The 22890-nt window shown below is 70.9% G+C and carries 22 protein-coding genes and 1 pseudogene; 17 read left to right on the top strand and 6 right to left on the bottom strand.

All coding sequences use genetic code 11. The features are described from left to right. Position 1 precedes the first annotated feature (1 nt). The 6 genes from mtrA to secA all read left to right on the top strand — a co-directional run bounded on the left by mtrA (position 2) and on the right by secA (position 8817). Complete coding sequence (gene mtrA, locus ACWPOB_RS22270) at positions 2-679, top strand: MtrAB system response regulator MtrA (RefSeq protein ID WP_006942670.1); 678 nt, start codon at positions 2-4, stop codon at positions 677-679. Next, positions 676-2427 carry an MtrAB system histidine kinase MtrB gene (mtrB, locus tag ACWPOB_RS22265; RefSeq protein WP_072635582.1) on the top strand — a complete coding sequence of 584 codons (1752 nt, stop codon included), beginning with the start codon at positions 676-678 and terminating at the stop codon, positions 2425-2427. Before mtrA ends, mtrB begins: the two co-directional genes overlap by 4 nt. Continuing rightward, complete coding sequence (gene lpqB / locus ACWPOB_RS22260; RefSeq protein ID WP_100058979.1) at positions 2424-4199, top strand: MtrAB system accessory lipoprotein LpqB; 1776 nt, start codon at positions 2424-2426, stop codon at positions 4197-4199. The genes mtrB and lpqB overlap by 4 nt, the downstream gene beginning before the upstream one ends. 41 nt (positions 4200-4240) lie before the next feature. Next, the gene (locus ACWPOB_RS22255) at positions 4241-4888 is read left to right on the top strand and encodes a ComF family protein (protein WP_455402144.1); all 648 of its coding nucleotides are present in this window, start codon (positions 4241-4243) and stop codon (positions 4886-4888) included. Between the two features lie 255 nt (positions 4889-5143). Next, positions 5144-5818: a ribosome hibernation-promoting factor, HPF/YfiA family gene (gene hpf / locus ACWPOB_RS22250; protein WP_006942687.1), complete on the top strand. Its 675-nt coding sequence runs from the start codon at positions 5144-5146 to the stop codon at positions 5816-5818. Positions 5819-5985: 167 nt separating this feature from the next. Then, complete coding sequence (gene secA, locus ACWPOB_RS22245; protein WP_455402143.1) at positions 5986-8817, top strand: preprotein translocase subunit SecA; 2832 nt, start codon at positions 5986-5988, stop codon at positions 8815-8817. A 44-nt stretch (positions 8818-8861) separates the two neighbouring features. On the opposite strand, the gene ACWPOB_RS22240 is transcribed toward secA, so the two are convergent. Next, complete coding sequence (locus tag ACWPOB_RS22240; protein WP_455402142.1) at positions 8862-9359, bottom strand: Rv3235 family protein; 498 nt, start codon at positions 9357-9359, stop codon at positions 8862-8864. A 195-nt stretch (positions 9360-9554) separates the two neighbouring features. Between ACWPOB_RS22240 and ACWPOB_RS22235 the strand changes: the two genes are divergently transcribed. The 6 genes from ACWPOB_RS22235 (at position 9555) to ACWPOB_RS22210 (ending at position 15734) form a co-directional block, all read left to right on the top strand. Beyond that, positions 9555-10007 (top strand): HAD-IA family hydrolase, encoded by a 453-nt coding sequence (locus ACWPOB_RS22235; RefSeq protein ID WP_455402141.1) that lies wholly within the window; start codon positions 9555-9557, stop codon positions 10005-10007. Continuing rightward, a complete protein-coding gene (locus ACWPOB_RS22230; RefSeq protein WP_100056360.1) occupies positions 10004-11416 on the top strand; it encodes a WS/DGAT/MGAT family O-acyltransferase in 1413 nt (470 codons plus the stop codon). Before ACWPOB_RS22235 ends, ACWPOB_RS22230 begins: the two co-directional genes overlap by 4 nt. A 3-nt stretch (positions 11417-11419) precedes the next feature. Next, positions 11420-11932: a DUF6912 family protein gene (locus ACWPOB_RS22225; protein WP_100056359.1), complete on the top strand. Its 513-nt coding sequence runs from the start codon at positions 11420-11422 to the stop codon at positions 11930-11932. Between the two features lie 106 nt (positions 11933-12038). After that, positions 12039-13169 (top strand): ferredoxin reductase, encoded by a 1131-nt coding sequence (locus tag ACWPOB_RS22220; RefSeq protein ID WP_455402140.1) that lies wholly within the window; start codon positions 12039-12041, stop codon positions 13167-13169. 35 nt (positions 13170-13204) lie between these two features. Next, the gene (locus ACWPOB_RS22215; RefSeq protein ID WP_006942699.1) at positions 13205-14437 is read left to right on the top strand and encodes a fatty acid desaturase family protein; all 1233 of its coding nucleotides are present in this window, start codon (positions 13205-13207) and stop codon (positions 14435-14437) included. 61 nt (positions 14438-14498) lie between these two features. Continuing rightward, the gene (locus tag ACWPOB_RS22210; RefSeq protein WP_455402139.1) at positions 14499-15734 is read left to right on the top strand and encodes a fatty acid desaturase family protein; all 1236 of its coding nucleotides are present in this window, start codon (positions 14499-14501) and stop codon (positions 15732-15734) included. A 78-nt stretch (positions 15735-15812) separates the two neighbouring features. Here ACWPOB_RS22210 and rsgA read toward each other — a convergent pair whose 3' ends face one another. Then, positions 15813-16832: a ribosome small subunit-dependent GTPase A gene (gene rsgA, locus ACWPOB_RS22205; protein WP_100056361.1), complete on the bottom strand. Its 1020-nt coding sequence runs from the start codon at positions 16830-16832 to the stop codon at positions 15813-15815. Beyond that, on the bottom strand, positions 16799-18085 hold the full coding sequence (aroA, locus tag ACWPOB_RS22200; RefSeq protein ID WP_455402165.1) for a 3-phosphoshikimate 1-carboxyvinyltransferase: 1287 nt from the start codon (positions 18083-18085) through the stop codon (positions 16799-16801). The genes rsgA and aroA overlap by 34 nt, the downstream gene beginning before the upstream one ends. Positions 18086-18122: 37 nt before the next feature. On the opposite strand from aroA, the pseudogene ACWPOB_RS22195 reads away from it, so the two are divergent. Beyond that, positions 18123-18870: pseudogene (locus tag ACWPOB_RS22195) on the top strand (SOS response-associated peptidase). Positions 18871-18884: 14 nt separating this feature from the next. On the opposite strand, the gene ybaK reads toward ACWPOB_RS22195, so the two are convergent. After that, complete coding sequence (gene ybaK / locus ACWPOB_RS22190) at positions 18885-19382, bottom strand: Cys-tRNA(Pro) deacylase (RefSeq protein WP_100056355.1); 498 nt, start codon at positions 19380-19382, stop codon at positions 18885-18887. Positions 19383-19543: 161 nt separating this feature from the next. Between ybaK and ACWPOB_RS22185 the strand changes: the two genes are divergently transcribed. Together ACWPOB_RS22185 and rsrA are read left to right on the top strand one after the other, a co-directional pair. Next, the gene (locus ACWPOB_RS22185; protein ID WP_037200997.1) at positions 19544-20173 is read left to right on the top strand and encodes a sigma-70 family RNA polymerase sigma factor; all 630 of its coding nucleotides are present in this window, start codon (positions 19544-19546) and stop codon (positions 20171-20173) included. After that, positions 20170-20457 carry a mycothiol system anti-sigma-R factor gene (rsrA, locus tag ACWPOB_RS22180; RefSeq protein ID WP_100056354.1) on the top strand — a complete coding sequence of 96 codons (288 nt, stop codon included), beginning with the start codon at positions 20170-20172 and terminating at the stop codon, positions 20455-20457. Before ACWPOB_RS22185 ends, rsrA begins: the two co-directional genes overlap by 4 nt. Before the next feature lie 64 nt (positions 20458-20521). Here the strand turns inward: rsrA and ACWPOB_RS22175 are convergent, their stop codons facing one another. Continuing rightward, positions 20522-20596 (bottom strand): 50S ribosomal protein bL37, encoded by a 75-nt coding sequence (locus ACWPOB_RS22175; RefSeq protein ID WP_022597109.1) that lies wholly within the window; start codon positions 20594-20596, stop codon positions 20522-20524. A gap of 96 nt (positions 20597-20692) precedes the next feature. On the opposite strand from ACWPOB_RS22175, the gene ACWPOB_RS22170 reads away from it, so the two are divergent. Further along, on the top strand, positions 20693-20908 hold the full coding sequence (locus ACWPOB_RS22170; RefSeq protein WP_003939128.1) for a biotin/lipoyl-binding carrier protein: 216 nt from the start codon (positions 20693-20695) through the stop codon (positions 20906-20908). A gap of 17 nt (positions 20909-20925) precedes the next feature. Then, on the top strand, positions 20926-22404 hold the full coding sequence (locus ACWPOB_RS22165; RefSeq protein ID WP_006942716.1) for a sensor histidine kinase: 1479 nt from the start codon (positions 20926-20928) through the stop codon (positions 22402-22404). Positions 22405-22548: 144 nt separating this feature from the next. Here the strand turns inward: ACWPOB_RS22165 and ACWPOB_RS22160 are convergent, their stop codons facing one another. Next, positions 22549-22803, bottom strand: a complete 255-nt coding sequence (locus ACWPOB_RS22160) for a WhiB family transcriptional regulator (protein ID WP_006550236.1) — start codon at positions 22801-22803, stop codon at positions 22549-22551. Between the last annotated feature and the right edge of the window lie 87 nt (positions 22804-22890).

Raw genomic sequence — 22890 nt, 5'->3', positions numbered from 1 at the left:
CATGAAGCCGAGGATTCTGGTTGTCGACGACGACACCGCGCTCGCCGAGATGCTCACGATCGTCCTGCGGGGCGAGGGATTCGAGCCGTACGTGGTGGGTGACGGTTCGCAGGCGCTGAACGCGGTCCGGGAGATCCGGCCGGACCTCGTCCTGCTCGACCTCATGCTCCCGGGCATGAACGGCATCGACGTGTGCCGGGTGCTGCGGGCCGACTCGGGCGTGCCGATCGTGATGCTCACCGCCAAGTCGGACACCGTGGACGTGGTGCTCGGGCTCGAATCCGGCGCCGACGACTACATCGTCAAGCCGTTCAAGCCCAAGGAACTCGTGGCCCGGGTCCGGGCGCGGCTGCGTCGCACCGAGCAGGAACCGGCCGAGGTGCTCTCCATCGGCGACATCGCCATCGACGTTCCCGCCCACAAGGTCAGCCGTGGGGACGAACTGATCTCTCTCACGCCGCTCGAGTTCGATCTGCTGGTGGCGCTCGCGCGCAAGCCGCGGCAGGTGTTCACCCGTGAGGTGCTGCTCGAGCAGGTCTGGGGCTACCGGCACGCGGCCGACACCCGCCTGGTGAACGTTCACGTGCAGCGGTTGCGCGCGAAGGTCGAGAAGGATCCCGAGAATCCCGAGGTGGTGCTGACGGTGCGTGGCGTCGGCTACAAGGCCGGACCGCCGTGATCGGTGGGTACCGACTGCGGCGGCGGATCACGAGGAGGACCCTGCCGCTGCTGAGGTGGTCACGTGCGGTGAGCAACCGGCTCGCCCACACGTGGCGGCGATCGTTGCAGCTCCGGGTCGTGGTCTCGACCCTGTCCCTGTCGCTGATCGTGATGCTCGTCCTCGGTGTCGTGCTCACCAGTCAGATCACCGAGCGGCTGCTCGAGGTGAAGATCAACGCCGCCACCGAGGAGGTCGAGCGCTCCCGCGCACTCGTCGAGGGCCAGCTCGCCGGCGCCGACGACTCCGGTTCGCTGCAGGTACGGCTCGACGGGGCCGCCGCGGCATTGACCAACCGCGGCAGCGACGCCGGCCAGGACACCGGCGTCGCGGGCACCTTCGACCCGGTGCTGATCGTGCCGGGCGACGGACCGCGCGCGCCGACGTCGAGCGGTCCTGCCGACCAGATCCCCGAGAACCTGCGCGCCTTCGTGCAGAAGGGCCAGATCTCCTACCAGTTCGCGACCGTGTCGGATCCGGACGGCTACTCCGGTCCGGCCCTGATCGTGGGCACTCCGACGGCGTCGGACATCTCCACCCTCGAGCTGTACCTGGTGTTCCCGCTGGCGGGCGAGGAGAACACGCTGTCGCTGGTGCGGGGCACGTTGCTCGTCGGCGCCGGCGTGCTGCTCGTGCTGCTCGCCGCGATCTCGATGATCGTCGCGCGCCAGGTCGTGCTGCCGATCCGCTCGGCGTCGCGCATCGCGGTCCGGTTCGCCGACGGCCGGCTCAAGGAACGCATGCCGGTGCGCGGTGAGGACGACATGGCGCGCCTGGCCATGTCCTTCAACGAGATGGCCGAAAGCCTGTCGCGGCAGATCACGCAGCTCGAGGAGTTCGGCAACCTGCAGAAGCGGTTCACCTCGGACGTCAGTCACGAGCTGCGGACCCCGCTGACGACGGTGCGGATGGCCGCCGACCTGATCCACGACGGCAGCGACGAACTCGACCCGTCGCTGAAGCGGGCCTCGGAGCTGCTCGTCACCGAGCTCGACCGGTTCGAGAGCCTGCTGGGCGATCTGCTCGAGATCAGCCGTCACGACGCCGGCGTCGCCGAGCTCGCCGCCGAGCAGCTCGACCTGCGGATGTGCGCTCGTGCCGCGGTGTCCACCGTCCGGCACCTCGCCCGCGAGAGCGGGACCGAGCTGATCGTCGACCTGCCCGGCGAGCCCGTCACCGCCGAGGTGGATCCGCGCCGCGTCGAGCGCATCCTGCGGAACCTGCTCGCCAACGCCATCGACCACGGGGAGGGAAAGCCCATCCTGTTGCGCCTGCGCGCCGACGACAACGCCGCCGCCTTCATCGTCCGGGACCAGGGCGTCGGCCTGCGTCCGGGCGAGGAGAAACTCGTCTTCAACCGGTTCTGGCGCTCGGACCCGTCGCGGGTCCGGCGGTCCGGCGGAACCGGCCTCGGCCTGGCGATCAGCGTCGAGGACGCCAACCTCCACAACGGCAAGCTCGAGGCGTGGGGCGAGCCCGGCCAGGGGTCCTGCTTCCGGCTGACCCTCCCGCGGGAACGGGGACGCAAGGTCGGCCGCAGTCCGCTGCCGCTCGTTCCCAGCACGGTCCGTGCGGTCCAGGGCCGCCCGCTGCCGGGAGCGGCCGCGCCGGCCGAGGCGGAGCCGGCGGACGCCGGGACCGGCGACGACGCCGGTACGGCTGCGGATTCGGCGCACGTGCCGGTCCCGCCCGAGGGAGCCGCCACATGAGGGGCACGAAGACGATCATCCTCACGGCGATGCTCGGCCTGACCGTCGCCGTGTCGGGGTGTGCCAGCCTGCCGGACTCGTCGTCGCCGCAGGCGGTCGGCACCATCGCCCGTGAGCCCACCACCACCTCGGTCCCCCCTCCGGCACCGGGCCGGGAACCGGACCTGCTCCTGCGCGACTTCCTGCGCGCCAGCACCGACCCGGCGAACCGCCACCTCCCGGCCCGGCAGTTCCTCACCGCCGACATGTCGGCAGGGTGGGACGACGCCGCCAGCGCGACGATCGTGGACAAGGTCGACGTGCTGCCGGAGTCGCGCAGCGCCGAGCGCGCGACGTACGTCATCCGCGCCAACCGGGTCGGCCACCTGGAGGAGGGCGGGGTCTACCGCGCCGACGAGGGACCGTTCGAAACCAGGATCACGCTCGTGCTCACGGGCGGCGAGTGGCGCATCGACGAGATGGGACCGGGCGTCGTCATGGACCGCCCGCAGTTCCTCAACGGCTACCAGCGACGCTCGCTGTACTTCGTCGACCCGTCCGGGCGCACGGTCGTGCCCGACCCCCGCTGGATCGCCGCGACCCAGGACCAGACCGCGGCACAGCTGATCGACCTGCTCATCGAGGGTCCGAAGGCGGCCCTGGCACCGGCCGTGCGCACGGAACTCGGCTCCGGGGTGTCCGTGCGGGGGCCGATCACCAAGGCCGACGGCCGCACGACCCAGGTCGGTGTCGGTCTCGGGGGCGTCCGGATCGACTTCCTGGGGTTGAAGCCCCTGAGCAAGGAGAGCCGCGAGATGCTGGCGGCACAGGTGATCTGGACCCTCGCGAACGCCGAGATCACCGGGCCCTACGTGCTGCTCGCGGACGGTCAGCCGCTGGACGAGCGGTTCCCGAACGGCTGGACCACCGCGGACGTGGCGTCGATGAACCCGCTGGCCACCTCGAGCGCCACCATCGGTCTCCACGCCCTGCGAGGCGGCGGGCTGGTCAGTGTCGCCGAGACCGGGGTGACTCCGGTGCCCGGGACCTTCGGCACCGCGACGAACCTGCGCTCGGTCGCGCTGTCGCACGACGGCGAGCTCGCGGCGGCCGTCGCCGACACCGGGCGTCCTGCCCCCGAAGCCACCGCCGAGCTCCTGATCGGCCCGTACCGCGACGGGACGGCGGCACGTGCCCTGCAGGGCGAATCGATCACGCGGCCTACGTGGGCGCTCGACGACAACTCCGTGTGGGCCGTGGTCAACGGCACGAACGTGGTGCGCGCGGTGCGCGAGCCGGGTACCGGCCGGGTCACCGTGCTCCCCGTCGACGCCGGCTCCGTGCGGGCCGTGGGCAACGCGATCAGCGATCTGCGGCTTTCCCGCGACGGCGTGCGCGCGGCGATGATCGTGGACGGCCGCGTGTACGTCGCGGTGGTGGTGCAGAAGTCGAACGGCGAGTTCTCGCTCACGACGCCGCGGGAGATCGCCATCGGCCTCGGCAGCCCGGCGTTGTCGCTGGACTGGAGCACCCCGGACACCGTGGTGGTGGCACGGTCCGCCTCCGACGTGCCCGTCGTGCAGGTCGCGGTGGACGGCTCCCGCATGGACGCCCTGCCGAGCCGGAACCTCACCCCGCCCGTGGTCGCCGTCGAGGCGTCGACGACTTCGGAGTTCGTGGCCGACTCGCGGGCGGTGTTCCAGCTGAACAACGCCGATCCGGCCGGCGACCGGTACTGGCGGGAGGTACCCGGCCTGACCGGGCTGCAGGCGGTCCCCGTCCTGCCGGGCTGACGGTCCGGCGGGATGTCGGGGCCGGCGGCCACACTGGCGCGGTGCTGACCTCGCTGCTGGATCTGGTGCTGCCCGTCGAGTGCGGCGGTTGCGGACTTGCCGGCGTCGGCTGGTGCCGGCGCTGTGCCCGGGAACTGGCGGACGTGCCCGCACGGGTCCGGCCCCGGGTCGATCCCGGCGTGCCGGTGTGGGCGCTGGGGCCGTATCGCGGCGCCCGCCGGCGCGCGGTGATCGCGGCCAAGGAACACGGCCGGCGGGATCTGGCCGGCCCGCTCGGCCTCGCGCTGGCCACCGCCGTGTCACGGTTGCGGCGCTGGGGCGAGCTGCCCGCCGGGCCCGTCCTCGTGGTGCCCGCCCCGACGAGGGCGCGGGCGGCGCGGTCACGCGGCGGTGACCCGGTGACGCGCGCGGCGCGCGTGGCCGCCGGCCACGACCGGCGGCTCGAGGTCTGCGGCCTCCTCGGCACCGGGCGCGGCGTCCGGGATTCGGTAGGGCTGTCGGCTGCGCAGCGGCAGCGCAACCTGGCCGGCCGGGTGCGGATCCGGACGGCGGCGGGTCCGCCGCCCGGAGCGGCGGTGCTGCTCGTCGACGACGTCGTCACCACCGGCGCCACCGCGGCGGAGTCGGTGCGGGTTCTGCGGGGCGCGGGCCATCGCCCGTGCGGGGTCCTGGTGATCGCCGCCGCGTAGCGGGCCGGAGGGCCCCGCGCCGCGGGACGTGGGTCCGGGAGAAAGGGGACATCGGTCCTGCCACGAGGTGACCACGGCGTGAAATTCGGCGGAACGGTGGCACTCCCCGCCGTTCCGTACTACCGTCGCCCTCAGACCCGAAAACACAGGTAGCGGGCGCAAAACGCCCCTGACCGTCGTGTCGGGCGGAGCGCGTTTCGCGCTCGTCGATCATGCCGGCGCGCGAGCTGCGCCGGCCGTACTCGGGAGGTACGAGTGACGATCCCTTCGAAGTCCAAGGTTCCCGCTGCAGAGGCCGAAGCCGGTACTGCGGAGTCCAACGGTCCCCGCGCCGACATCGTCGTCAAGGGGCGCAACGTCGAGGTCCCGGATCACTTCCGGGTCTACGTGTCCGAGAAGCTCGCTCGGCTCGAACGTTTCGACCCGACGATCTTCCTGTTCGATGTGGAGTTGCAGCACGAGCGCAATCGCCGGCAGCTGAAGAGTTGTCAGAGAGTCGAGATCACCGCTCGGGCCAAGGGACCGGTGGTGCGCGCGGAGGCGTCCGCGGACAGTTTCTACGCCGCCTTCGAGTCCGTGACGGACAAGCTGGAGTCGCGGTTGCGTCGCACGAAGGACCGCCGCAAGGTGCACCACGGGGAGAAGACCCCCGTCTCGGTCGCCGAGGCCACCGCGCAGCTCGCCAAGGACGACTCCCTCGGCATCTCACCGGAGATCTCGCTGGAACAGCACGAGCCCGAGCCCACAGGTCCGGGCCGGATCGTGCGCACGAAGGAGCACACGGCCGAGCCGATGACCGTCGACGACGCGCTGTACGAGATGGAGCTGGTGGGGCACGACTTCTACCTGTTCCACGACAAGGAGACCGACAGTCCCTCGGTCGTCTACCGCCGGCACGCGTTCGACTACGGATTGATCCGCCTGGTGTGACGACCGCACCGCGGAGCGGCGGCGCCTCGCGCGCGACCCTGCCGAGCGGTCGCCCGTCGTCACCTCGCTGAAAGACCGCCTACCATGGAATCCGGCCGGGGTCGATACAGGCCTCGGCCGGATTTTCGTTGCCCGTGCTGTACCCGAGATTGAGGACGAACACGCCCGTGCTGTCGCTGTCGAAGCTGCTCCGAGTCGGTGAAGGTCGCATGGTCAAGCGGCTCAAGCACATCGCCGACCACGTCGATTCCCTCTCACCCGAGTTCGAGACGCTCACCGACGAGCAGTTGCGGGCCAAGACGGACGAGTTCCGCCGGCGCTACCAGGACGGCGAGACCCTCGACGAGCTGCTGCCCGAGGCGTTCGCGACGGCCCGCGAGGCGTCGTGGCGGGTGCTGGGTCAGAAGCACTACCCGGTTCAGATCATGGGCGGCGCGGCGCTGCACTTCGGCAACATCGCCGAGATGAAGACCGGTGAGGGCAAGACCCTGACCTGTGTGCTGCCCGCCTACCTCAACGCCATCGCCGACGAGGGCGTGCACGTGGTGACGGTCAACGACTACCTCGCCAAGCGCGACTCCGAGTGGATGGGCCGGGTGCACCGGTCCCTCGGGCTCGAGACCGCGGTGATCCTGTCCGGCCTCCCACCCGCCGAGCGGCGCACCGCGTACGCCGCGGACATCACCTACGGCACCAACAACGAGTTCGGCTTCGACTACCTGCGTGACAACATGACGCACTCGCTCGACGATCTCGTGCAGCGCGGCCACACCTTCGCGATCGTCGACGAGGTCGACTCGATCCTCATCGACGAGGCCCGCACGCCGCTGATCATCTCGGGCCCGGCCGACGCGTCGAGCAAGTGGTACGCCGAGTTCGCGCGGATCGCGCCGCTGCTGAAGAAGGACGTCCACTACGAGGTGGACATCAAGAAGCGCACCATCGGCGTGCACGAGGCGGGCGTGGAGCTCGTCGAGGACCAGCTCGGCATCGACAACCTGTACGAGGCGGCGAACTCGCCGCTGGTGAGCTACCTCAACAACGCCATCAAGGCCAAGGAGCTGTACCAGCGCGACAAGGACTACATCGTCCGCAACGGTGAGGTGATCATCGTCGACGAGTTCACCGGCCGCATCCTCGTCGGACGACGCTACAACGAGGGCATGCACCAGGCCATCGAGGCCAAGGAAGGCGTCGAGATCAAGGCGGAGAACCAGACGCTCGCCACGATCACGCTGCAGAACTACTTCCGCCTCTACGACAAGCTCTCCGGCATGACGGGCACCGCCGAGACCGAGGCCGCGGAACTGCACCAGATCTACGAGCTCGGCGTGATCCCGATCCCGACGAACAAGCCGATGGTCCGCGCGGACCAGGGCGACCTGATCTACAAGACGGAGGAGGCGAAGTTCGCGGCCGTCGTCGACGACGTCGCCGAGCGCCACGCCAAGGGCCAGCCGGTCCTGATCGGCACCACCAGCGTCGAACGCTCCGAATACCTGTCCACGCAGTTCACCAAGCGCGGCATCCCGCACAACGTGCTCAACGCCAAGTTCCACGAGCAGGAGGCGACGATCATCGCCGAGGCCGGCCGGTCCGGCGCGGTGACCGTCGCCACCAACATGGCCGGTCGCGGTACCGACATCGTGCTCGGGGGCAACCCGGACATCCTGGCCGACGTGGAGCTGCGCAAGCGGGGTCTCGACCCGGTCCACACGCCCGAGGAGTACGAGGCGGCCTGGGACGAGGTGATCGAGCGGATCAACGCCGAGGTCAAGGCCGACGCCGACAAGGTCCGGGCGGCGGGCGGCCTGTACGTCCTCGGCACCGAGCGGCACGAGTCCCGCCGTATCGACAACCAGCTGCGCGGCCGTTCCGGCCGGCAGGGCGATCCGGGTGAGTCGCGCTTCTACCTCTCGCTCGGCGACGAGCTGATGCGCCGCTTCAACGGCGCGGCGCTCGAGTCGATCATGACCCGCCTGAACCTGCCCGACGACGTGCCGATCGAGGCGAAGATGGTCTCGAAGGCCATCAAGAGCGCGCAGACACAGGTCGAGCAGCAGAACTTCGAGATCCGCAAGAACGTCCTGAAGTACGACGAGGTGATGAACCAGCAGCGCACCGTCATCTACGACGAGCGCCGCCGCATCCTCCGCGGGGAGGACCTCGAGGGCCAGGTCGAGCACATGATCGCGGACGTCGTCACCGCGTACGTCGACGGCGCCACCGCCGAGGGCTACGTCGAGGACTGGGACCTCGAGCAGCTGTGGACGGCGCTGAAGACCCTCTACCCGGTGGGCATCGACCACAAGGAACTCACCGTCTCCACGAACGGCGAGCCCGCGGACCTCAGCCGCGAGGAGCTGCGCGAGGCCCTGCTGGAGGACGCGCGCGCCGCGTACGCCCGCCGCGAGGCGGAGATCGACGCCGTCGCCGGCGAGGGCGGCATGCGCGAGCTCGAGCGCCGTGTCCTGCTGTCGGTGCTCGACCGCAAGTGGCGCGAGCACCTCTACGAGATGGACTACCTCAAGGAGGGCATCGGCCTGCGGGCGATGGCGCAGCGCGACCCGCTCGTCGAGTACCAGCGCGAGGGCTACGACATGTTCATCGGCATGCTCGAGGGCCTGAAGGAGGAGTCCGTCGGATTCCTGTTCAACCTGCAGGTCGAGGCGGCGCAGCCGCAGCCGGCCCCGGGCGTCAGCGTCACCGCCGCGTCCGCGGCCGTCGCGGCGCAAGCCGCCCCCACCCTGGCGAAGCCCGCTCCCGCCCCGGCACCTCCTGCTCCCGCGCCCGCTCCGGCCACGCTGCGCGCGAAGGGGCTCGACGAGGACGAGGAGCGCAACCTCACCTACACCGGGCCGGCCGAGGACGGCAGTGCCCAGGTGCGGCGCAGCCCCGCGACATCGTCGCCGGCCGCGTCCGCACCCGGGACGACGGGCACCCGCCGGCAGCGCCGGGAGGCGGCACGCAAGCAGACCAAGGCGCAGCGCCGCCGCTGACGACCGGGTCCGGGCCGGAGCGCCGGCCCAGCCGCGTCGTTCGGTCAGCCCAGCCACACGGTGGTGATCAGCCAGCCGTGCGGCGTCCGGCGTGTCGTGGGATGGCGCGAGACCCGGCCGGCCAGCGCGAACACGCGGTGGCCGCGGCCGTAGGAGCCGAACAACTCGGCGGTGTCGGCGTCGACCGCGCGCAGCCGGGTCCGCAGGAGCACCGCGGTCCCCGTGTCGCCCGACTTCGCCACGGCGGCGACGGTCGCGTGCAGCGACGAATGCAGCACCGCGGCGAGCTGGGTCTCCGGGCGGCGCCGGTCGGCCACCTCGAGGATCAACCGGGCCGCGAGGTCGGCGAACCGTCGCGCCGCCGGATCCACCTCCGGCAGCGGCCGGCCGGCCGGCGCCGAGGCGCGCACCGAGCGGCCGTCGTGCGGGGTGAGGCGGCGCCGCGTGTGCCGGCGATGCGGTCCGGCCGGGCAACAGCGCTGCACCGGCGGCTCGAACGGAACGATGCGCCGGACGTAGTGGGCGTCGTGTGGAGATGTCATCGGTTCTCCCGGATCCAGGGGGCGACGTCGGCGCGGAACGGCCGACGCCCGGTGTGCGGACCCCGGGAGAGGACGGAGTCGCCGGTCATGGTGCCACATCCGCGCCGAGGAGGCGCGAGCATGGCGGGCCCGGTGTCGCCGCGTCGTTCGGGCTGTTGCATCGCCGAACCGGTGCTCGCGAACTAGGGTGAGGCGATGCGTGGACTGGTGCTCGATTTCGGTGGGGTGCTCGCGGGCCCCGGCACGGACGCGGCCGCGCTCGGTGGGGTGCTCGCCGAGGTGCGCCGGCGCGGCGTGCGCACCGCGATTCTCAGCAACGATCCGGGTGGTCCCGCGGCCGGTCCGCTGCGCGATCTCGGGCGCGGCCGGCTGGTGGACGAGGTGGTGCTGTCCGGCGACGTGGGCACCGCCAAACCGGACCCGCGCAGCTACCTGCTGGTGGCCCGGCGTCTCGGGCTCGAACCGTCGGCGTGCGTGTTCGTCGACGACCTGCGGGTGAACGTGGACGGTGCGGTCGCGGCGGGGATGGTCGGCGTGCATCATGCCGATGCCGCCGAGGTGGTGGCGGAATTGACGGTGCTGTTCGGCCTCGGCGAGTCGTCGCGGGCCGGGGCGGCGCCGCGGGACGAGGGGGATGTCGGGCGATGACCAACCGGATGTCGGCTCAGGACGCGTCGTTCTACTTTCTGGAGACGAGTAATACGCCGATGCACATCGGCTCGCTCGCCATCCTGGAGCAGCCGCGCGGTGGGCTCGACTACGAGGACGTGCTGCGGCTGGTGGAGCGACGTCTCGCGGCGGTGCCGCGGTACCGGCAGAAGGCCCGCGAGGTCGCGCTCGGCCTGGCGCGGCCCGTGTGGGTCGACGACCGCGACTTCGACATCACCTACCACGTGCGGCGCTCGGCATTGCCGCGGCCCGGCTCCGAAGCGCAGCTGCACGACCTGTTGGCCCGGCTGATCTCCCGTCCTCTCGACCGTTCGCGCCCGCTGTGGGAGATGTATCTCGTCGAGGGCCTGGCCGGCGACCGGTGCGCCCTGTTCACCAAGACCCACTCGGCCCTGGTGGACGGCGAGCAGGCGCTCGAGATCGGCCAGGTGCTCTTCGAACCCACCGAGACTCCCCGGGTGGATCCGGAGGAGCTGTGGATGCCGGAGCCGGAGCCGAGCGACTCGGCGCTGGTGTTCGGCGCGCTCGCGGAGCTGGTGGCCCGCCCCGGCGAGGCCGTGTCGGGGTTGCGGGCGGCCGTCGGCGATCTGGCCGCCACCGCCGGCGAGGCGCTGGATGTGGTGGGCCGGTTGGCGCGCACCGCCGCCCAGTCCGCGCCCGGCAGCCCGCTGAATGCCTCGATCTCCCGCAACCGCCGGTTCGCGGTGGTCAAGGCCGATCTCGAGCTGTACCGGAAGATCCGGGCCCGCTACGGCTGCACCATCAACGACGTCGTGCTGGCGGTGATCGCGGGGGCGCTGCGGTACTGGCTGCTCTCACGCGGGGAGCCGCTGACGGAGGCGACGGTGGTGCGGGCGATGGTGCCGATGTCGGTGTACACGCAGGACCCGGATGCGCCCGACGAGGGTGGGGACGTGTCCGCGGCGGGACCGCGCGGGGAGGTCTCGACCTTCCTGGTGGACCTTCCGGTGGGTGAACCGAACGCGGTCGTCCGCCTGTCCCACATCTCGCACGCGGGGGAGGCCTACTCTCGGCAGGGCCGGCGGGTGCCGGCGCGGTCGATGATGCGGCTGTCCGGGTTCGCGCCCGCGACCATGCACGCGGTCGGGGCGCGTGTCGCGAGTGGTTTCTCCCAGCGCATGTTCAACCTGATGATCACGAACGCACCGGGTCCGCAGCATCCCCTCTACCTCGCCGGGGCACGGGTGCTCGAGATGTACCCGATCTCGCCCCTGCTGAAGAACCAGGCGCTGAGCGTCGCGTTGACGTCGTACGACGGCAACGTCTACTACGGTCTGAATGCGGACCGCGACGCCATGCCCGATGTGGAGGTGCTGACGTCGCTGCTGCACGAGTCGCTCGAGGAGTTGTTGGATGCCAGTAGGTGAGTTGTGACACGGGTGTACGTGCCGGCCACGATCGAGACGTTGAAGCGGTTGGTCGCCGACGGCGAGTTCGAGGCGGTGAGCCGCACCGCGTTCGCGGTCACCCCTGCGTTGCGCGAGGCGTACACCTCCGGCGACGACGAGGAGCTCGCCGAGGTCGCGATGGCCGAGGCGGCCCGCGCCTCGTTGCGGTTGCTCGCCGGCCGGGCCGACGACGACCCGGCTCCCGAGTTCGGCCTGCGCCGGGTGGTGGTGGCCGCGGATGTCGACGGGGTGACCCTGCGTCCGGATCTCGACGATGCGGTGGTCCGGCTGCCCGGACCGGTGCCTCTGTCCGCGGTCGCGTCGGTGCACGTGGACCTCGCCGCCGCGGAGCCGGACATCGCCCGTGCCCTGCCGGTCGTGGACGCGGCCGACCTCGGCGACGAGGAGGCGGAGTTCGTGCTGGGCGACGCCGAGGACCACGAACTCGCCTGGTACGCCACCCAGGAACTGCAGTTCCTCCTCGAGCTGCTCTGAGCCGCTCCCGGCCACGAGTGTGACGGCTGTCTCGCTGCAACCTACGCCTCCGTAGGGAGCTGGTAACCTACGGAGGCGTAGCCCCTGGACGAGGAGAAGTGATCGGATGGGTCTGAAGGACTGGATCGAGCGGCCGGCGGCGCATGTCGCGACGAAGGACCGATCCGTGTCGAATCTTCTGCGCGGCGCGGCCGCGCGGTTGACGACGCCGCTCCTGCCCGACGACTACCTGCACCTCGCGAACCCGCTGTGGTCGGCGCGCGAGCTGCGCGGCCGCATCGTCGAGGTCCGCCGCGAGACCGCCGACTCCGCGACTCTCGTCATCAAGCCCGGCTGGGGCTTCGACTTCGGGTACGCGCCGGGCCAGTACATCGGCATCGGGCTGCACGTCGACGGCCGCTGGCACTGGCGTTCGTACTCGCTGACCTCGTCGCCCACCTGGGACCGCAAGCTCATCTCGATCACCGTCAAGGCCATGGCCGACGGTTTCCTCTCGAGTCACCTCGTGAGCGGCGTGCCCGCGGGCACGATCGTGCGGCTCGCCGCGCCCAAGGGCGAGTTCGTCCTGTCCGACCCCCCGCCGGCGAAGATCCTCTTCCTCACCGCGGGCAGCGGCATCACCCCGATCATGTCGATGCTGCGCACCCTCGACCGCCGGTCGATGCAGGCGCATGCCGAGCTGCCCGACGTCGTGCACGTGCACTCGGCGCCCACCGCCCCCGAGGTGATGTTCGCCGACGAGATCGCCCGCTTCGGCGTGGACCACGAGCAGTACCGCCCGTACGTGCGGCTGACGCGGGAGCAGGGCAAGTTCGCCCTCGCCGAGCTGGACACGGTGTGCCCGGACTGGCGGGAGCGCCAGGTGTGGGCGTGTGGCCCGCAGGCGATGCTCGACGACATGGAGCGGTTCTGGGATGCCGCGGGCCTGCCGGAGCGGCTCCATCTGGAACGCTTCGCCGTCACCCGGGCGGACACCTCCGGCGCCGGCGGCACGGTGACCTTCGCCAAGTCGGGCAAGACCGTCACCGTCGACGGTGCGACGACCCTGCTCGAGGCGGGTGAGAGTGCCGGCGCACTGATGCCGTTCGGCTGCCGGATGGGAATCTGTCAGACTTGTGTGGTGCCCCTGGAGAAGGGACACGTCGTCGATCTTCGGTCCGGCAAGGAACACGCCGAGGGGGAGCGGGTACAGACCTGCATCTCTGCGGCTGCCGGAGACTGCACGCTCGGCGCCTGACGCACTACCGACCCGGACCAGGGGGAAGGACCCCGGTGGCAATCACCGACATCACCGAGTTCGCACACCTCACCGACGCGGACATCGAGGAACTCGGCCGCGAGTTCGACGCGATCCGTCGCGACATCGAGGACACCCGGGGGCTGCGCGACGCCCGCTACATCCGCAACACGATCCGGCTGCAACGCGTGCTCGAGATCGGCGGCCGGGCGGCGCTTTTCGGCAGCCGCCGGCGTCCGCTGTGGCTGCTCGGCACGGGCCTGCTCTCCCTGTCGAAGATCATCGAGAACATGGAGCTCGGGCACAACGTGATGCACGGGCAGTGGGACTGGATGAACGACCCGGAGATCCACTCGACGTCGTGGGAATGGGACCAGACGGGTCCTTCGCAGCACTGGAAGCGCGCCCACAACTACGCGCACCACACCTATACGAACATCGTCGGCATGGACGACGACGTGGGATTCGGCATCCTGCGGATGACGCGCGACGAGAAGTGGCGGCCGATCAACCTGCTGCAGCCCGTGGCCAACCTGATCCTGGCGGCCACCTTCGAGTGGGGCATCGCGCTGCACGACCTCGGCGCCGAGAAGAAGGCGTGCGGCGTGCCGCCCGGGCAGCGGAACTCCCAGCCCACCAAGGACTTTGCCCGGAAGATCGCGCGGCAGCTGGGCAAGGACCTGGTGCTGTTCCCGGCAATGACGGGCCGGGCGTGGCGCAGCACGATCACCGCGAACCTCACGGCCAACCTGGTGCGGAACCTGTGGGCGTACGTGGTGATCTTCTGCGGCCACTTCCCCGACGGCGCCGAGAAGTTCACCGTGGCGCAGTACGAGAACGAGACGCAGGGGCAGTGGTACCTGCGGCAGCTGCTCGGTAGCGCCAACATCGATGCCGGTCCGGTGATGGCCTTCATGACCGGCAACCTGAGCTACCAGATCGAGCACCACCTGTTCCCGGACCTGCCCAGCAACCGCTACCCGGAGATCGCGGAGCGGGTGCGCACGCTGTGTGCGAAGTACGACCTGCCGTACACGAGCGGTCCGCTCGGCAAGCAGTACCTGCTGGCGCTGCGCACGATCCACAAGCTGGCATTGCCGGACGCGTGGTTGCGGGCGACGTCGGACGACGCCCCGGAGACCTCCTCCGAGCGCAAGTTCCGGCGCCCCGATCTGCCGCGGGTGCGGTCGGTGGGGGAGCGTCGCGAGGGGCTGGCGACCGCGCTGCAGACATTGCGCGCCGCCAAGCGCGCCGCCCGGCGGAAGTGATCTGCCGCACAAGCTACATCTCCGTAACCTACGGACTCGTAACCTACGGTACGGTAGGCGCATGGCCATTTCGGACATCAAGGAGTACGCGCACCTCACGGAGGCGGACGTCGAGGCCCTCGGTCGAGAGCTCGACGCCATCCGGCGAGACATCGAGGACTCCCGCGGCGAACGCGACGCCCGCTACATCCGCAACACGATCCGGCTGCAGCGCGGCCTGGAACTCGGCGGGCGCGCGGTGCTGTTGGGCAGCCGCCGGCGTCCGCTGTGGCTGCTCGGTGCGGGCCTGCTCGGCGTCTCGAAGATCATCGAGAACATGGAGCTCGGGCACAATGTGATGCACGGGCAGTGGGACTGGATGAACGATCCCGAGGTCCACTCCGCCAGCTGGGAGTGGGACAACGCCGACCCGTCCGCGCACTGGAAGCAGACCCACAACTACCTGCACCACAAGTACACCAACATCCTCGGCATGGACGACGACGTGGGATACGGCCTGCTGCGGGTCACGCGGGACCAGCGCTGGCAGCCGTTCAACTACGGCAACATCGTCTACAACGCGCTGCTCGCCCTGCTGTTCCAGTACGGCGTCGCGGTCCAGCATCTCGAGCTCGGCAAGGTGGCCAAGGGCCGCGACGACCGCGCCGAGACCAAGCGCAAGCTGCGCGAGGTCGGGGACAAGATCGGTCGCCAGATCGTCAAGGACTACGTGGTCTACCCGGCGCTGACGGGCAAGGCCTGGAAGTCCACGCTGACCGCGAACATGACGGCGAACGTCATCCGGAACCTGTGGACCAACGCGGTCATCTTCTGCGGGCACTTCCCCGACGGCGCCGAGAAGTTCACCAAGGCCGACGTCGACAACGAGTCGCAGGCGCAGTGGTACCTGCGGCAGATGCTCGGCAGCGCCAACATCTCCGGCGGCCCCGTCATGGACTTCATGACCGGCAACCTGAGCTACCAGATCGAGCACCACCTGTTCCCGGACCTGCCGTCCAACCGGTATGCCGAGATCGCGGTGAAGGTCCGGCAGCTGTGCGACAAGTACGACCTGCCGTACACCACCGGCCCGCTCGCGGTGCAGTACTTCAAGTCGTGGCGCACCATCGCCAAGCTGTCGCTGCCGAACAAGTACCTCGCCGACACCCCGGACGCCGCACCCGAAACCGCGTCCGAACGCGGCTTCGGCGGCACCGCCGTCGTCGATCCCGCGACCGGCCGGCGACGCGGACTGGCGACCGCGATCCGCGAGAACCGCCGGGTCCGCGGCGTGCGCCGCCTCCTGGGCATGCGCTGATCCCGAGCCCGCATCGAGCGCCCGGCGTCCCCGTGACGCCGGGCGCTCGGCGTCACGGGCCGTACCACCGGCTCTCGGTCACCAGGTCTCGTTCGCGGCGATCGCAGTCAACAGAGCCCGCACCGCCATCGCGCGGCGCCGGGACTTGCCCTCGAGTTCGTCGAGCGCGCACTCGGGATCCGCAGGCGGGCCGAGGTGGGTGCAGCCGCGGGGGCAGGCCTCCACCGCCTCGGCGAGATCCGAGAAGGCGGCGATCACGTTGTCGGCGCCGATGTGCGCGAGTCCGAACGACCTGATACCGGGTGTATCGATCACCCAACCACCGCCCGGCAGCGGCAACGCCACCGACTGCGTGGAGGTATGCCGGCCCTTCCCGACGCCCGAGACCGCCCCGATGGCCCGGTCGGCATCCGGGACGAGTCTGTTGACCAGGGTCGACTTCCCGACGCCGGAGTGGCCGATCAGGGCCGTCACCTTGCCGGTGAGCATCTCCCGGAGTTCCGTCAGGTCGCGATCCTGTCCGGCCAGCATCACACGGACGTCCAGGTCGGCGAACTGCGCGGTGAACTCGGCCGGATCGGCGAGATCGCTCTTGGTCAGGCACAGCACCGGGTCGAGACCGCCCGCGTACGCGGCGACCATGGACCGCTCGACCAGCCCGGTCCGCGGCGGCGGATCGGCCAGCGCGACGACGATCAGCAGTTGCTCCGCGTTGGCCACGACGATCCGCTCGAACGGGTCCGTGTCGTCGGCGGTGCGGCGCAGCACCGTGGTGCGCTCCTGTACCCGCACGATCCGCGCCAGGGTGTCGGGCCGCCCCGACAGGTCCCCGACCACGGCAACCCGGTCGCCGACCACGACGGGGGTGCGGCCGAGCTCACGGGCCCGCATCGCCACCACCGGCCGTGCCGGATCGCCGCCCAGCACGCAGCCCCACCGACCGCGGTCGACCGAGACCACCATCGCCTCGGCGGCGTCGAGATGAGCCGGCCGGTCCTTCGTGCGCGGACGCGAGCCCTTGCCCGGACGGATCCGGACATCGGACTCGTCGTAGGTCCGCCGGCTCAGGAGCGCGCTCCCGTCAGCATCCCGGCCCACAGCTCGGGGAAGTTCGGCAGGGTCTTGGCGGTCGTGCCGATGTCCTCGACCTCGACGCCGTCGACCACGAGGCCCACGATCGCGCCCGCCGTGGCCATCCGGTGATCCGCGTACGAATGCCAGCGCCCGCCGTGCAGTGGCGCGGGCACGATGTACAGGCCATCGGCGGTCTCGGTCGCGGCGCCGCCGAGCTTGCCGAGCTCCGTGGCCAGGGCGGCCAGGCGGTCCGTCTCGTGCCCGCGCAGGTGCGCGATGCCCCGTAGCGTGGACGGGGTCGTCGCCAGCGCCGCGAGTGCTGCGACGGTCGGGGCGAGCTCACCCACGTCGTGCAGGTCGATGTCGAGGCCGCGCAGGCGCTCCGGACCGCGCACGGTGAGCGTGCCGCCGGACAGGGCGACGTCGGCGCCCATCTGCTGGAGGATGCCGCGGATCGCGTCGCCGGCCTGGGTGGTGCGCTGCGGCCATCGCGGCACCGACACCGTGCCGCCCGTGACGGCCGCGGCCGCCAGGAACGGGGTCGCGTTGGACAGATCCGGCTCGACCACGCGGTCCACCGCGCGGATCGGGCCCGGCGCGACCCGCCAGGTGTCGGGCACGGTGGTGTCCACCGTCACCCCGGACTCGCGCAGCATTTCGACGGTCATGTCGATGTGCGGCATGGACGGCACGGCCGCCCCGGCGTGCCGGACCGTGACGCCCTCGTCGAACGCCGCGGCGGACAGCAGCAGTCCCGAGACGAACTGCGACGAGCCGGACGCGTCGATGGTGACGATGCCGCCGCGCAGGCAGCCGCGCCCGTGCACGGTGAAGGGCAGGGTGTCGCCGTCGACGTCGGCGCCGAGCGAGCGCAGGGCCTCCAGTACCGTGCCCATCGGCCGCGTGCGTGCCTGCTCGTCGCCGTCGAAGAAGACGTCTCCGTCGGCCAGTGCCGCGACGGGCGGCACGAATCGCATCACCGTGCCGGCCAGGCCGCAGTCCACCCGGGCGCCGTGCAGCCGGGCGGGGGTGACGTGCAGCGTGGTGCCGTCGTCGCGTTCGTCGATCGTCGCGCCGAGTCCGCGCAGGGCGCCGATCATCAGGTCGGTGTCGCGGCTGCGCAGCGCGCCGGTCACGGTCGACGGGCCGTCCGCGAGCGCGGCGAGGATCAGGGCGCGGTTGGTGATCGACTTGGACCCGGGCAGCGTGACGGAACTGTCGACGGGTGACTCGGCTCGGGGCGCACTCCACGGATTCACCCGTCCATCTTCGCCCATCCGCGCGCGGCGGCCACACCTGCCACACTTCGAAGTCATGTGCGGCAGGTATGCGGTGACGGCGGATCCGGCGACTCTCGCGACGGAACTCGACGCGATCGACGAGACCGGCGCGGTGGATCTCCCGCCGAACTACAACGTCGCGCCCACCACCGCGGTTCTCACCGTGGTGGCGCGACGCGAGCACACCGACGACCGGCCGACGCGGCGGCTCCGGCGGATGCGCTGGGGGCTCGTCCCGTCGTTCGCCACCGAGATCGGCGGGAGCGCACCCCTTTTCAACGCCCGCTCCGAATCGGCCGCGCTCGAGCCCGCTTTCGCGCGGTCGGTGCGGCACCGGCGGTGCCTGGTGCCGATGGACGGCTGGTACGAGTGGCAGCACGACCCGTCGGCCGACGGCAGGGCCGGCAGGGTCCCGTACTACATGTCCCCGCGGGACGGCTCGCGCCTCTGCATGGCCGGGCCGTGGTCGCAGTGGTCCGATCCGAAGTCGCCACCCGGGCCGGCCGCCACCGTGTACAGCTGCGCGATCCTTACGGCGGACTCGGTCGCGCAGCTGTCCCGACGTCCACGAGCGGATGCCGCTCATCCTGCCGCGCGAACGGTGGGACGCCTGGCTCGACCCGGACAGCCTCGGCCATCCCGACCTGCTCCGCCCGAGCCGCGAGGCGGTGTCCTCGATCACGATCCGGCGTGTGTCGGCCGAGGTCGGCAGCGTCCGCAACAACGGTCCCGGCCTGCTCGGCCCGGCCCCGCCCGCCGCCGAGCAGCTCACCCTGCTCTGACGCCCGGTGCCGAATCAGGCCCCGGTGGTGATCGGCGCGACCACGGCGCCCGCGAGCCGCACCAGGTCCGCCGGCGCGAGTTCGATCTCGAGGCCGCGGCGTCCCGCGCTGCACAGGACCCGATCCCACTGTTGCGCGGAGGCGTCGACGGCGGTGCGCAGCCGGCTGCGCTGGCCCAGCGGTGAGATCCCCCCGAGGACGTAGCCGGTGGCGCGCTCGGCGTCGCTGCGCTCGGCCATGACCGCCCTACCGCCACCGAGGGCGGCCGCCGCCGCCTTGAGCGAGAGGGTCGCCGGGACCGGGATCACGGCCACCGCGAGCTTGCCGTCGGAGAGCTTGATCACCAGGGTCTTGAAGATCTGCGCGGGGGTCACCCCGAGCCGCTGCCCGAGCATCTCGACGGCCTCGGAGCCGAAGGAGCCGGCCCGCGGGTCGTGCAGGTACTCGTGGACGCGGTGGGTGACGTTCTCGCGCAGCAGCAGCTTCGTCGCGGGAGTGGAGGTCGAGGCCATGCGCGCCAATGTAGGGAACAAGGGCCGGACCTGTCGTGTTGATTCCGGGTGGCCGCCCCGATCGGCGTGGCCGGTGACCGAGAGCGAGGGAGTACCGCGTGCCTGTGCTGTGCCCGCCCCGACCGGTAGCCTTCACGGATACGGCAAGTGAAGGGATCGGTGTGGTCGAGGAGTCTGGTGCGGAACTGGCCGAACGGTTCGAGCGGGATGCACTGCCCCTGCTCGATCAGCTCTACGGCGCGGCCCTGCGGATGACCCGCAACCCCGCGGACGCGGAGGATCTGGTTCAGGAGACGTATATCAAGGCGTTCTCCGCCTTCTCCTCGTTCAAGGAGGGCACCAACCTCAAGGCGTGGTTGTACCGCATCCTGACGAACACCTACATCAACTCCTACCGCAAGAAGCAGCGCCAGCCCGCGCAGTACCCGACGGAGGAGATCACCGACTGGCAGCTCGCGGCGACCGCCGAGCACAGCTCCACCGGTCTGCGGTCGGCCGAGGTCGAGGCGCTCGACGCGCTTCCCGACGACGACGTCAAAGCTGCGCTGCAGGAGCTGCCCGAGGAGTTCCGGATGGCGGTGTACTACGCCGACGTCGAGGGCTTCCCGTACAAGGAGATCGCGGAGATCATGGGCACCCCCATCGGCACGGTGATGTCGCGGCTGCACCGCGGCCGCAAGCAGTTGCGCGGCCTGCTGGCCGATGTCGCGCGGGAGCGGGGATTCAACCGGAGCGGAGCCGTCGACGCGGCCGTCGGAGACGGTGCGGACAAGAAGGAGGTCTCGAGGTGAGCGAGTCGGCCGACTTCGATCAGCTCGACTGTTCCGCGGTGATCGCGGACGTCTACCTGCTGCTCGACAGCGAGTGCGACGATCGGTCGCGTGAGCGCCTGCAGCGGCATCTCGACGACTGCGGGTCCTGCCTCGAGGCGTACGGGCTCGAGTCCCAGCTCAAGTCCCTGCTGAGCCGCAAATGCGGCGGCGAGCACGCTCCGGAGGGCCTCCGGGAGCGGCTGCTGATAGAGATCCGGCGGACCGTCGTCGTGACGACGACCCGCACCGACGTCCGGGATTGAGCCACGAATGCGTGAGGGGGCCGGAAGCAGCTGCTTCCGGCCCCCTCACGCGTGTGCGCGCGCCTCAGGCGTTGGGACGCTTGCCGTGGTTGGCGGCGTTGCCCTTGCGGCTGCGCTTCTTGCGGCCTCGCTTACCCATGGTCCGATCTCCTTTCTGGTTCATTACAGTGTTTCACGTGTGGTCCGGTGGCCCTGAAAGCAGGGCCACCGTCTTCTTCGTGGAATGAGGTGCCCGATGGCCGAGGACGTGCGCGCCGAGATGGTCTCCACCGTGTTCGAGGTGGTCGTGCAGGAGGGGGACGTCGTCGCCGAAGGCGACACGCTGGTGATCCTGGAGTCCATGAAGATGGAGATCCCGGTGCTCGCCGAGACGTCGGGCACCGTGACATCGCTGGACGTGGTCGTCGGCGACGTCGTCCAGCAGGGCGATCTCATCGCGGTCATCTCCTGAGTCCGCACGTGCCCCCCGTGTCCACCCTCAGTGCCCTTCTCGCCGAGCACACCGACCTGCCGGGCGGTGCGGTCGATCACCTGCAGCGGGTCGTCGGCGAATGGCAGTTGCTCGCGGACCTGTCCTTCGCGGACGTCCTGTTGTGGGTGAGCGCGGAGCCCGGTGGGGTGGTGTGCGTGGCGCAGTGCCGGCCGACCACCGCCTCGACCGTGCTGCCCGAGGACATGGTGGGGTCGGTGGTCTCCGAACGGGAGCACCCGCACGTGCTGCGGGCCCTCGAGACCGGAGTGGTCGTCTCCGCGGACTCGCGGCCCAGCCACGTCGCGCCACTGCGCCGTCAGGCCGTGCCGGTCCGCTGGGACGGGCAGGTCATCGCGGTCCTGAGCCGCGACGCGGCGACCGTGGCGCGGCGCACCAAGAGCGCCCTCGAGACCGCCTACCTCGAATGCGCCGACGCCTTGTTCACGATGATCTGCGAAGGCACCTTCCCGAATCCGGAATCCCGATCCGACACCAAGTCCAGTCCGCGCGCCGGGGACGGCTTCATCCGCCTCGACCGGTCCGGCCGGGTGGTGTACGCGAGCCCGAACGCCCTGTCCGCCTATCATCGGATGGGCCTGAACTCCGACCTGCTCGGCCAGAACCTGATCGAGACGACGCGCGCGCTGGTGACCGATCCGTTCGAGAGCGAGGACGTCGAGACTTATCTGCGCGGAGCGGTGCACGGCAAGCTGGGACGGCCCATGGAGATCGAGGCCCGCGGCGCCACCGTGCTGCTGCGCGCGCTGGTGCTCGCGCCCGGCGGTCGGCTCGAGGGCGCTGCGGTGGTCATCCGCGACGTCACCGAGGTCAAGCGGCGCGACCGGGCGTTGCTGAGCAAGGACGCCACGATCCGCGAGATCCACCACCGGGTGAAGAACAACCTGCAGACGGTCGCGGCACTGCTGCGGCTGCAGGCGCGGCGCACCGGCAATACCGAGGCCCGGCAGGCCCTCGCCGAGGCGGTACGCCGGGTGACGTCGATCGCGCTCGTGCACGAGGCGCTCTCGATGTCGGTGGACGAGGAGGTCGATCTCGACGACGTCGTCGACCGGCTGATCCCCATCGTCGTCGACGTCGCGGCCGTGGGCAGCCAGGTCCGGGTGCGCCGGGAGGGCAGCCTCGGGGTCTTCCCCGCCGAGCGGGCGACACCGCTGGTGATGGTGCTCACCGAACTCGTGCAGAACTCCGTGGAACACGCCTTCGACCCGGGTGCCTCCGGCACCGTGACGCTGCGCGCCGAGCGGTCGGCCCGCTGGCTCGACGTGGTGGTCCACGACGAGGGCAAGGGACTGCCGGAGGGGTTCGACCTCGGCAGCTCGGACCGCCTGGGCCTGCAGATCGTGCGCACGCTCGTCGCCGCGGAACTCGGCGGGACGTTGCGGCTCGAACGGGCTGCGCCGACCGGCACCGACGCGCGGCTGCGGGTTCCGCTGGGCCGGGTGACGCTCGGCTGAGTAGCCGTGTCCCGGTGTCGCCGTGTCCCGGCCGGGACGGTGTTGCCGTGTCCCGGCTGGGACGGGAGAGCGGCCTCCGGACGCGGGAAGGCCCGGCACCGAAACGGTGCCGGGCCTTCCCGGAACTCTGTGGCGTAGGTCGCGTCAGACCGCGGTGCGCGCCCGGGTACGGGCGTTGCGGCGCTTGAGGGCGCGACGCTCGTCCTCGCTCATGCCGCCCCAGACGCCCGCGTCCTGGCCGGACTCGAGGGCCCACGAGAGGCACTCGGCGGTGACGGGGCAGCGGTTGCACACGAGCTTGGCGTCGGCGATCTGCGCGAGGGCCGGACCGCTGTTGCCGACGGGGAAGAACAGCTCGGGATCCTCGTCGCGGCAGATGGCCTTGTGGCGCCAGTCCATGCTTCTACTCTCCTTCGATAGTGCTCGTCGCACCGGCTGATCGTGGTGGCAAGTTCATGTGTGCGTCGGCAAGTGTTTCCGCGCGGT

The sequence above is a fragment of the Rhodococcus sp. 2H158 genome, from assembly GCF_053764755.1.
Note: the sequence above shows the minus strand (reverse complement) of the source record. Positions and strands in the feature narration are given on the sequence as shown.

What these genes read in the sequence shown, in the direction of transcription:
- mtrA (WP_006942670.1), top strand. Translation starts at nt 2, where the DNA reads ATGAAGCCGAGGATTCTGGTTGTCGACGACGACACCGCGCTCGCCGAG.
- lpqB (WP_100058979.1), top strand. Translation starts at nt 2,424, where the DNA reads ATGAGGGGCACGAAGACGATCATCCTCACGGCGATGCTCGGCCTGACC.
- ACWPOB_RS22240 (WP_455402142.1), bottom strand. Translation starts at nt 9,359, where the DNA reads ATGACATCTCCACACGACGCCCACTACGTCCGGCGCATCGTTCCGTTC.
- ACWPOB_RS22235 (WP_455402141.1), top strand. Translation starts at nt 9,555, where the DNA reads ATGCGTGGACTGGTGCTCGATTTCGGTGGGGTGCTCGCGGGCCCCGGC.
- ACWPOB_RS22230 (WP_100056360.1), top strand. Translation starts at nt 10,004, where the DNA reads ATGACCAACCGGATGTCGGCTCAGGACGCGTCGTTCTACTTTCTGGAG.
- ACWPOB_RS22220 (WP_455402140.1), top strand. Translation starts at nt 12,039, where the DNA reads ATGGGTCTGAAGGACTGGATCGAGCGGCCGGCGGCGCATGTCGCGACG.
- ACWPOB_RS22210 (WP_455402139.1), top strand. Translation starts at nt 14,499, where the DNA reads ATGGCCATTTCGGACATCAAGGAGTACGCGCACCTCACGGAGGCGGAC.
- aroA (WP_455402165.1), bottom strand. Translation starts at nt 18,085, where the DNA reads ATGGGCGAAGATGGACGGGTGAATCCGTGGAGTGCGCCCCGAGCCGAG.
- ybaK (WP_100056355.1), bottom strand. Translation starts at nt 19,382, where the DNA reads ATGGCCTCGACCTCCACTCCCGCGACGAAGCTGCTGCTGCGCGAGAAC.
- ACWPOB_RS22170 (WP_003939128.1), top strand. Translation starts at nt 20,693, where the DNA reads ATGGCCGAGGACGTGCGCGCCGAGATGGTCTCCACCGTGTTCGAGGTG.
- ACWPOB_RS22160 (WP_006550236.1), bottom strand. Translation starts at nt 22,803, where the DNA reads ATGGACTGGCGCCACAAGGCCATCTGCCGCGACGAGGATCCCGAGCTG.